General features: G+C 65.8%; 11 protein-coding genes. 3 read left to right on the top strand and 8 right to left on the bottom strand.

The features are described from left to right. Nucleotides 1-518 precede the first annotated feature (518 nt). Complete coding sequence (locus ABD243_RS11450) at nt 519-1928, bottom strand: MBL fold metallo-hydrolase (RefSeq protein ID WP_344365584.1); 1410 nt, start codon at nt 1926-1928, stop codon at nt 519-521. Between the two features lie 193 nt (nt 1929-2121). On the opposite strand from ABD243_RS11450, the gene ABD243_RS11445 reads away from it, so the two are divergent. Both ABD243_RS11445 and ABD243_RS11440 read left to right on the top strand, forming a co-directional pair. Next, nucleotides 2122-2379: a metal-sensitive transcriptional regulator gene (locus ABD243_RS11445; RefSeq protein WP_116768751.1), complete on the top strand. Its 258-nt coding sequence runs from the start codon at nt 2122-2124 to the stop codon at nt 2377-2379. A gap of 29 nt (nt 2380-2408) precedes the next feature. Beyond that, on the top strand, nt 2409-2828 hold the full coding sequence (locus ABD243_RS11440) for a DUF302 domain-containing protein (RefSeq protein ID WP_344365581.1): 420 nt from the start codon (nt 2409-2411) through the stop codon (nt 2826-2828). A 64-nt stretch (nt 2829-2892) separates the two neighbouring features. Here ABD243_RS11440 and ABD243_RS11435 read toward each other — a convergent pair whose 3' ends face one another. The 5 genes from ABD243_RS11435 to ABD243_RS11415 form a co-directional block, all read right to left on the bottom strand. Continuing rightward, a complete protein-coding gene (locus ABD243_RS11435; protein WP_344365579.1) occupies nt 2893-3120 on the bottom strand; it encodes a hypothetical protein in 228 nt (75 codons plus the stop codon). 220 nt (nt 3121-3340) lie between these two features. Beyond that, entirely contained in the window at nt 3341-3883 is a 543-nt protein-coding gene (locus ABD243_RS11430; RefSeq protein WP_344365576.1) for a DinB family protein, read from the bottom strand. A 62-nt stretch (nt 3884-3945) separates the two neighbouring features. Beyond that, on the bottom strand, nt 3946-4116 hold the full coding sequence (locus ABD243_RS11425) for a hypothetical protein (RefSeq protein ID WP_344365573.1): 171 nt from the start codon (nt 4114-4116) through the stop codon (nt 3946-3948). A 27-nt stretch (nt 4117-4143) separates the two neighbouring features. Beyond that, nucleotides 4144-4485 carry a YciI family protein gene (locus ABD243_RS11420; protein WP_344365571.1) on the bottom strand — a complete coding sequence of 114 codons (342 nt, stop codon included), beginning with the start codon at nt 4483-4485 and terminating at the stop codon, nt 4144-4146. Between the two features lie 131 nt (nt 4486-4616). Further along, nucleotides 4617-5903, bottom strand: a complete 1287-nt coding sequence (locus tag ABD243_RS11415) for an MFS transporter (RefSeq protein WP_344365568.1) — start codon at nt 5901-5903, stop codon at nt 4617-4619. Nucleotides 5904-6075: 172 nt separating this feature from the next. Here ABD243_RS11415 and ABD243_RS11410 point away from each other — a divergent pair, with 172 nt between their 5' ends. Continuing rightward, nucleotides 6076-6762 (top strand): ArsR/SmtB family transcription factor, encoded by a 687-nt coding sequence (locus ABD243_RS11410; protein ID WP_344365566.1) that lies wholly within the window; start codon nt 6076-6078, stop codon nt 6760-6762. A 196-nt stretch (nt 6763-6958) separates the two neighbouring features. On the opposite strand, the gene ABD243_RS11405 is transcribed toward ABD243_RS11410, so the two are convergent. Together ABD243_RS11405 and ABD243_RS11400 are read right to left on the bottom strand one after the other, a co-directional pair. After that, the gene (locus ABD243_RS11405; RefSeq protein WP_344365564.1) at nt 6959-7381 is read right to left on the bottom strand and encodes a YybH family protein; all 423 of its coding nucleotides are present in this window, start codon (nt 7379-7381) and stop codon (nt 6959-6961) included. A gap of 102 nt (nt 7382-7483) precedes the next feature. Continuing rightward, nucleotides 7484-7988 (bottom strand): HNH endonuclease signature motif containing protein (locus ABD243_RS11400; RefSeq protein ID WP_344365561.1); only part of this gene is annotated, 505 nt, incomplete at its 5' end.

The following is a 7988-nucleotide window of genomic DNA, read 5'->3' as shown; positions in this document are numbered from 1 at the left end:
CGAAATCCGCCGCTGCCTCAAGCGCTTCATCGCCAGACAGATCTTCCGCCAACTCCAAACACTCATGGCTTGACTCGACGCCATAGAAGGGTCGTCTAGGCCTGTGGAGCATGGATGAGCCGGCGGGAACTTAGCGGGGGCGAGGATCAAATTGCGGAAGAGAGTGCTGATTCATTTGTCGGTTGGCGTCCGGTAAAGATCGTTCGCAAGACACTCCAGGGCATGTTCAGCGAGCCGTGGATCCGATTCGCAGCGATAGGTGGCGCTGTTATTGAAGCGCTAGATGTACGGCACCCGGGGAACCCTCCCACCCTGCACGTGCTCTGGCAGCTCTCCACCGGTCCGAAAACCGTCACCGAACTCGCCGAGGCGTCCGGGGCGCCCCGATAGCGCTGACAAAACAACGCCAAGTACCGCGGCGTTTCACATTCGTGGACGGTGACAAAGCGTTGGCGGCGGCCCGGTGTTCCCGGACCGCCGCCAACGCTGTCAATCAATCAGTTCAATTATTGCCTGGATCAGTTGCTGGAAACGGATTCCCGTGCCTGCTGCCAGGCAGCCCAGCCGGCGTAGCTGCCGTCGAGTTCGACGACGTCGTACCCGGCCCGGCGCAGCGCGCTGGCCGCGACGGAGTTGCGGACGCCGCTCTGGCAGTAGCTGACGATGGTGCCTTCAGCGGGGAGCTGGTCCAGGTTCCACATCACGCGGCCGCCGCTGAGCTGGTGGGAGCCGGGGATGTGTCCGGCGGCGTGCTCGGTGCGGTTGCGGACGTCCAGGACCATCGCGGCGTCGAAGCCCTCCAGATCTTCAGGCTGGATCAGCTGCGGGGTGCTGGCGGGCAGTCCCTCGACGCTGGTGACATAGCCGGCGACCTTGTCGATGCCGACCCGGACCAAGTGGTCCCACATCTGTTGCGCGGCGGCCTGGGTGGGGGCCAGGAGCACGAGGGGGTTGGTGTCGGTTTCAGGGTTGACCACCCAGGCGCCGAAGCTGGCCGTGGACTTCCCGGCCGGGATGTTCAGGGACCGGGCGACGGTGCCTTCGTGGACCTCGGCGTTGGAGCGGGTGTCCACAAACGTCACGGTGTCACCGGCGAGGCCGGCCACGACGTCGGCGGTGGCGAGTTCGGTCAGGGGAGTACGTTCGCCCATGACGGCCGGGCCCTCACGGTTTTCCCGCTTCATCCGGCCGAAGTAGGCGTGGGCGTCGGGCTGGCCGTCGAGGAGTTCGGCGACGAAGCCTTCCTCGTCATTCGCGGCCAAATAGGGGCCCCACCAGGAGTAGAGACGTTCGTAGCCGACCGTGGAGGAGGGGATGGCGCCGAGGGCCTTGCCGCACGCGCTGCCCGCGCCGTGGCCGGGGTGGACCTGGACGTGGTCCGGAAGGGTCAGGAACTGATCGCGCAGGCTCGCGAAGAGCTGCCGGGCACCGGCGAAGCGGGTGTCGACGCCGCCGGCGGCCTCGTCCAGCAGGTCCGGTCGTCCGAGGTCACCGGAGAAGACGAAGTCACCGGAGAGCAGGTAGCCGGGGGTGTCGGCGAACGCGCCGTCGGTGATCAGGAAGGACAGGTGCTCCGGGGTGTGGCCCGGGGTGTGCAGAGCCTTGACGGTGATGTTGCCAAGGGTGATCGAGTCGTTGTCGTTCAGCCGCTCGGCCTCGAACCCGTACTGCCAGTCGGCGCCGCCCTCGCCGGAAACGTACGCGGTGGCGCCGGTTGCGGCAGCCAGTTCACGGGTGCCGGAGAGGAAGTCTGCGTGAATGTGGGTTTCGGTGACGGCAACAATCTTCATCCCGTTGGCCGTTGCGAGGTTGCGGTAGACGTCGATATCTCGGCGGGGGTCAACGACGACCGCCTCACCCTTTGCCTGGCAGCCGATGAAGTAGCTGGCCTGGGCGAGGTCTTCGTCGTAGATGCGCTCGATAAGCATGATGCTCTCTTTCGTTGGGCGGTGGGGGAGTTTCCGGGAGGAGATCCTCCATCGGTCTACTCACAACGATAATACCCCCGGGGGTATGTTGCAAGCCGTCCGGAACGGGCCGAGTGCTTACTTTCCGTCGCTAGCCGTTATACCCTCCGGGGTATAGAATTGGCAAAGTACCCACCCATCTTTGGAGCCCGCCATGGAACTTGATTCGACAGAACTCACCCCGATCATCAACCGGCTTAAGCGAGCCCAGGGACAGCTCGCCGGCGTTACGCGCATGCTCGAGGAGGGGAAGGACTGCAAGGACATCGTCACCCAGCTCGCCGCTGTCTCGAAGGCTTTGGACCGGGCAGGATTCGCCATCATCGCGAGCGGCCTCGAGCAGTGTCTCATCCGCGGAGATTCGAGCATGGACACCAAGGACCTGGAAAAACTCTTCCTCTCTCTCGCCTGAGACCACCGACTATCCCTGCAGGAGCAGCCATGAGCTATACGCATACCGTTACGGTCCCGCTGGGTTGGGATGAAGCACTGCAGCGCACCCGGGAAGCCCTGGCCGGACAGGGATTCGGCATACTCTCGGAGATCAACGTCCGCGCCACCTTCGAGGCCAAGCTCGGGGCCGGTGCCGCCGAGGACCTCGGCGACTACATGATCCTGGGCGCCTGCAACCCGGCCCTGGCCAGCAGGGCCCTCTCGGCGGAACCGGACATGGGCGCACTGCTGCCCTGCAATGTCGTCGTCCGCCGGGGCAAGGACGCCGCCGAGACAACCATCCAGGCGATCGACCCGCAGACCATGGTGAAGCTCAGCGACAGCCCGGCCGTCCGGGACGTGGCCAACGACGCCGACACCCGTCTCCGTGCCGCCCTTGACACGCTTCGCGGCGCCGGCGCCGCTTAGCGCTGAAATCTTGGCGGTGTGAAATTCAGCCGCCCTGAGTTTCTACCGGCTCAGAGGCGGGATGCTAGCGCGGTGTTGATGGGAGGCGCGCCGCGCAGGCGACGCCGGCGGCGATCTGGGCCGCACTTAGTGCCCGCGTGATGCCGGGATGGTCCGCGAACCAGCGCATGTACGCGCCCCAAGGCTTGGGGCCCAGATCCCACCGCGTTGAGTGCTGGACCGGAAACAACACGCCGAGGACACCGTCGCCGATGGCAAACATGGCTACGGATTCCGCAACGACTACACGCATGAGAAACCTCCGGGAGTGGGGCAGCGGGTGAACCAACGGGCGCCCGGGGTGGCGTCAAACATAAATGCCACGCCATTGATCCTCGCCGCTTGGGTTCTTGGCGCCAAGGGCTTATGGTCCCGGCCGCGCAGGATTCCCACCGGATGCAGACGGCACACTGACGTTCGTGGGGGTTAGCCCCTGCGGGCGGGACTCCCGCTCCCGGGAACTTCGCGCGGCTTCAGGACGCTCCCGGGTCATCCGGAAGCCGAAGAGTCAATTGCCTGGCGTGGAAGTCGAAATGCCACGTGGGGTAGGCATAGACGGCGTTGAGCGTCATCCGCGGCTTGAAGAACGGGTCCCACCTGTTGGGGAACGCCATGGAGCGCATGAGTGATCTGGAACTCTCGTGTTCGAGTCGGCGGCTCAGGGCAGCGATAGTTCTGTGCAGCTTTCTGCCCATCCTTTCCCTGTTGTAGACCAGCGTGGCGGCGCGGGATCCCCAGTAGTTCACGGCGTCGAACGGGCGCGTTCCGGCGTTCAGGACGGCGGCGAATGCCTTGCCCACCGGCGGTGGGAGGCGGCTGACAACGTGCACCAGGGGAAGCAGAACGCGGACAACCATGTAGCCGAAGACCATGTGGAAGAGCAGTTCTTCATTGGTCCACCTCGTGCCGTCGCTCGCGCGGCGAAGATCCGCAGCCGTTGCACCCGCCAGCCGGGCGCGGAGCTCGCGGCGGGCGCGGCCATACCCGGCGAGGATCTCTTCCTTCGATGGCTCCATGCCGTGCCCTTCGCGGTCTCAGGTCCACTATCGGCCGCAGCCTTGTGGCCGGACTGCGTTCATTATGCCCGGGCGCCCAGAGGGTGGAGTTCCTTCGCCTCGCGCTCGGAGGCTACCTCATGGACGGTCAGGGATTCCGCGTCCCTCCCTTCTGCGGCCAGAACCCCACGGAACAGCTTCAATGCCGGGCCGCTGTTCGGGCAGCCCGGGATGGTGCGCAGTTCGAAGTCCATGGCCTAGGCGTCCCTACGGTCCGAGACCTAGCTGGCGGGGTCGTATTGGAATGCGCGCACCTCCTGCGCGCAACGGCAGGAGGCCGCGATCTTCGCGGCCCACTCCAAGGCCGCATCGTACGAGGGCAGCTCCAGCACCGAGTAGCCGCCTTCGAGCTGCGTCGTCTGCGGGTAGGTGCCCTCGCGCACGGTCCCATCGCCGTCGACCATGACGGGCGGGATCCTTTCATCGATGCCGCCGCCGAACACCCAGACCCCGGCGTCCTTCGCCTCCTGAACGACCGCGTGCGCCGCATCCGAAACGGCCTGCAGGTCTTCGTCAGGGAAGACCATGGCGGCACTCGGAAACGAGATCAGATACTTGGTCATCGCGTCCACTCCTTGTTCGCAGCACGGGGGAACGCATTCATCCTCGCCGATGCCATCATGCCGCGCAAGATCTCGGCGGTCCCGTGGATGCCGGTGCCCGCTCACGGAGGCGACTTGATGCCCAGAGCGCCCTAGGTCGTGACGACGTGGTCCGAACCGCGCATGCGCACCGCGACGAGGACCCCGGACAGTGCGGTGAGGGCGCCGACGACGGCGACTGCTGCCGGGATGCCGAAGGCGTCCGCGAGGATGCCGGCCAGGAGGGCGCCGACGGCGAAACCGCCGTCGCGCCAGAGCCGGTAGATGCCCACCGAGCGTGCCCGCCATTCCGGGTGCGCGACGTCGCCGATGGCCGCCAGCAGGGTGGGGTAGACCATGGCGGTTCCCAGGCCCAGGAAGATGGCGGCGGCGAGCCAGATCCCGAAACCGGTTCCGAAGGCGACCATGCCCAGTGCTACGGCCTGGACAAGCATGCCTCCGACGATCAGCCATTTCCGCCCGTATCGGTCCGACATCGCTCCGGTGACGAGTTGCGCGGCTCCCCAGACAGCGGGATAGACGGCGGCGAGGATGCCGATCTTTTCGATGCTCAGCCCCGCTGCGGCGAAAAGGAGCGGGAACAGGCCCCAGGCGAGGCCGTCGTTGAGGTTGTTGACCATGCCGGCCTGGCTGACCGAGGACAGTGACTTGTCCCGGAAGCTGGTGAGGGTAAAGATCTCCCGGTTGCTCAGTTCCCCGTGGGCGCCGGCGTGGGCCGCCGTGTGGCTGGCGGCCTCAAGCCTGGCGTGGCCGCGGGTTTCTTTCACTGCAAACACGGACAGGCCCAGGCCCAGCGCGATGTAGGCGGCGCCGAGCAGGAACGGTCCGGGCCGCAGCCCGTAGCTCGCGGCGATGTAGCCGGTTGCCAGCGCGGTGCCGGCGACGCCGAGGTAACCGGCAGCCTCGTTCAGGCCCATGGCCAGGCCGCGCCGGGACGGGCCGACGAGGTCCATTTTCATCACCACGGTGGTGGACCACGTCAGGCCCTGGCTGATGCCGAGGATCACGTTGGCAGCGACGATCCAGCCCCAGGAAGGTCCGAAGATCAGCAGCAGCGGCACGGGCACGGCGACGAGCCAGCCGGTCACGAGGACGGGCTTTCGGCCGTAGCGGTCCGAGAGGGTTCCTGCGAAGTAGTTGGTGCCGGCCTTGGCGAGCCCGAAGGCCAGGATGTAGGTCAGGGCGGACGTGTATAGGTCCAGGTGGAAGACCCGGTCCGCCAACAGCGGCAGGACGGTGCGTTCCTGGCCGAGGGTGCCGCCGACAAGCGCGTTGACGGCGACCAGGAGCATGAACTGGGCCAGGTTCTGGCGCAGGCCCAGAGTGAGCGGGGGCCGTGCGGCGGTGCCGGTCTCTCCGCTGGTGTCGCGGTTGCTCATTTGGCAGCCGCTAGGTCGGGCAGCCAGGTCGGGGTTGCCGGCGCCTCGTCCAAGAAGGGAATCAACGTCAAGGAGCTCACGACTCGCAGTCCTTCCACGCCGGCTGAAACGGCGGTACGGTGGTATTCCAGATAAACATGGAATAGTATTTATTCCAGTATTACATGGATTTGTGGAGGAGATTGTGGGCGACAGGGTCAAGAAGGCAGAGCTCTTTGCGGAGTTCGCCCGGGTGGGCAAGGCCCTCGGCAATGGCAAGCGGTTGGAGTTGCTGGACTTGCTCACGCAGGGGGAGCGCAGCGTGGAAACCCTGGCCGCGGCCGCCGGACTGGGGCTCAGCACGGCCTCCGCGCACTTGCAGGCCTTGCGCCAGGCCGGACTGGTCACCACCCGGCGGGACGGCAACAGAATCCACTACGACATCGCCGGTCCTGACGTACTTCAGCTCTACAGCCTGCTCCGGTCCGTCGGGCAGGAGCACGTGGCGGACGTCGAGCCCAAGCGCGTCGCCTACCTGGGAGTGGAGGGTGCGAGGTCTGAAGAAGGGGAAGTCACCCGCGACGAGCTCCTATCCCGCGCCCGGGCGGGCACCGTGACGGTCCTCGATGTTCGCCCTGTCGAGGAGTATCACTCCGCGCACATCCCCGGAGCCGTGTCCATCCCGCTCGACCAGCTCCACGACAGGCTCGCTGAACTGCCCGAGGACAGGGAGATCGTCGCTTACTGCCGCGGCGCGTACTGCGTCTTGGCGTACGAAGCGGTGGACCTGTTGCGCTCTGCCGGCCGGAGCGCCCAGCGACTCAATGAAGGAATGCTTGAGTGGCGCCTCGGCGGCCTGCCCGTGGAAGCCGCCGCTTAGAAGAGTAGGTGTCCGGGGCTCCGCTAGTCACCACCGCCGGGGCATACCGTCCAGTAGGTGACGGCGCGTGCGTGCGTCAGCCGCCCGTGTGCCGCTTGCTATGCGAACGACGTCGTCATCTGCTGAGGTCATGTCGCTCGTGCGCCCAGATTGTTGTCGGATGCTCGGCAACCAGAGTGGAAACGAATAGCGTGAACTATTTCCGCAGGACGGCGTCCGGGGCCTGCGGTGTGGTGATCGGGTCTGCGTGGCGATGCACGAGTGCCCAAGTATCGCCTTCGGGGCGATAGACGCTTGTTACCCGCAGATCAAACACCGATATTTGGTCTCCGCCTCCAACCTTCGCCTGCCAGTGTTCTATGTCCAGGAAGCAGGCGAGATTGGAAGTGACGTGTTTGGTGAGCGTTTCAATGGCCGTGACGCGTCCATCTTGGAAACGTGCTGCTGCTGAATCAAGGGCCTCTGATACTCGTTCCCAGCCCACCGCCGGAGGGCCCCAGGGATTAGCAAGGGACACGTCCATGCTGTGGGAGAAAATGTCCTTGGCGGGTTCCGGATCGCCCTTGGCAAAAGCATTTACTGCTTGATGAAAGCGGGCGATGACCTCGTCAAGCTGCATTGGGTCCACCTAGCTCATAGTGGTGTCTGGACTAAGCGAAGTTTAGCGGCTCCGTGCCCGCCCGTCACCGGCTGCACGTCAAGCACGGGAGGGCCTTGTCGTTCAGGCGGATTGGTACAGGGCGGATTCGTGGGTGGGGTCGTCGAGGGGTGCCGGCCAGCCGGGGTCGTCGGTGTTTGCGGCGGGGAATGGGTGCCCGGCCGTGAAGTGGTGCCAGTCGGGGAAGGGATCCGGGGGCAGTTCCGGCTCGGGATCCGCGGGCACGCCTCGCTCCGGCCAAGGGTCAGTGTCTGTAGCCGTGATCGGGAGGTGGTCCGGCCAGCGGGGCGGTTCCCAGTCCTGATGCTCGCTCGGGTAATAGCGTTTTGAGGGTGAAATCCAGCCCGGCGGGCTCGTTGTGCTGGCCCCGCTCGGTGTCCAGGCCGAGGAGTGTTTCAGACGGTGATGTTTCGGGCAGGGCTGGCCCAGGTTGGCGATACCGGTGGTGCCCCCGTCGGCCCAGGCCAGGAGGTGGTCCGCCTCGTTGTCCAGGGAATGGTTGTTGCAGCCGGGGAACGGGCACCTGCCGTCACGGAGCCGGAGCCAGTGCCGCTGCGCCGCCGTCAGG

Source organism: Arthrobacter humicola, assembly GCF_039531445.1.
GTDB classification, from domain to species: domain Bacteria; phylum Actinomycetota; class Actinomycetes; order Actinomycetales; family Micrococcaceae; genus Arthrobacter; species Arthrobacter humicola.
Note: the sequence above shows the minus strand (reverse complement) of the source record. Positions and strands in the feature narration are given on the sequence as shown.

Coding starts and splice junctions, on each gene's coding strand:
- ABD243_RS11450 (WP_344365584.1), bottom strand. CDS start 1,928: ATGCTTATCGAGCGCATCTACGACGAAGACCTCGCCCAGGCCAGCTAC.
- ABD243_RS11445 (WP_116768751.1), top strand. CDS start 2,122: ATGGAACTTGATTCGACAGAACTCACCCCGATCATCAACCGGCTTAAG.
- ABD243_RS11440 (WP_344365581.1), top strand. CDS start 2,409: ATGAGCTATACGCATACCGTTACGGTCCCGCTGGGTTGGGATGAAGCA.
- ABD243_RS11435 (WP_344365579.1), bottom strand. CDS start 3,120: ATGCGTGTAGTCGTTGCGGAATCCGTAGCCATGTTTGCCATCGGCGAC.
- ABD243_RS11430 (WP_344365576.1), bottom strand. CDS start 3,883: ATGGAGCCATCGAAGGAAGAGATCCTCGCCGGGTATGGCCGCGCCCGC.
- ABD243_RS11425 (WP_344365573.1), bottom strand. CDS start 4,116: ATGGACTTCGAACTGCGCACCATCCCGGGCTGCCCGAACAGCGGCCCG.
- ABD243_RS11420 (WP_344365571.1), bottom strand. CDS start 4,485: ATGACCAAGTATCTGATCTCGTTTCCGAGTGCCGCCATGGTCTTCCCT.
- ABD243_RS11415 (WP_344365568.1), bottom strand. CDS start 5,903: ATGAGCAACCGCGACACCAGCGGAGAGACCGGCACCGCCGCACGGCCC.
- ABD243_RS11405 (WP_344365564.1), bottom strand. CDS start 7,381: ATGCAGCTTGACGAGGTCATCGCCCGCTTTCATCAAGCAGTAAATGCT.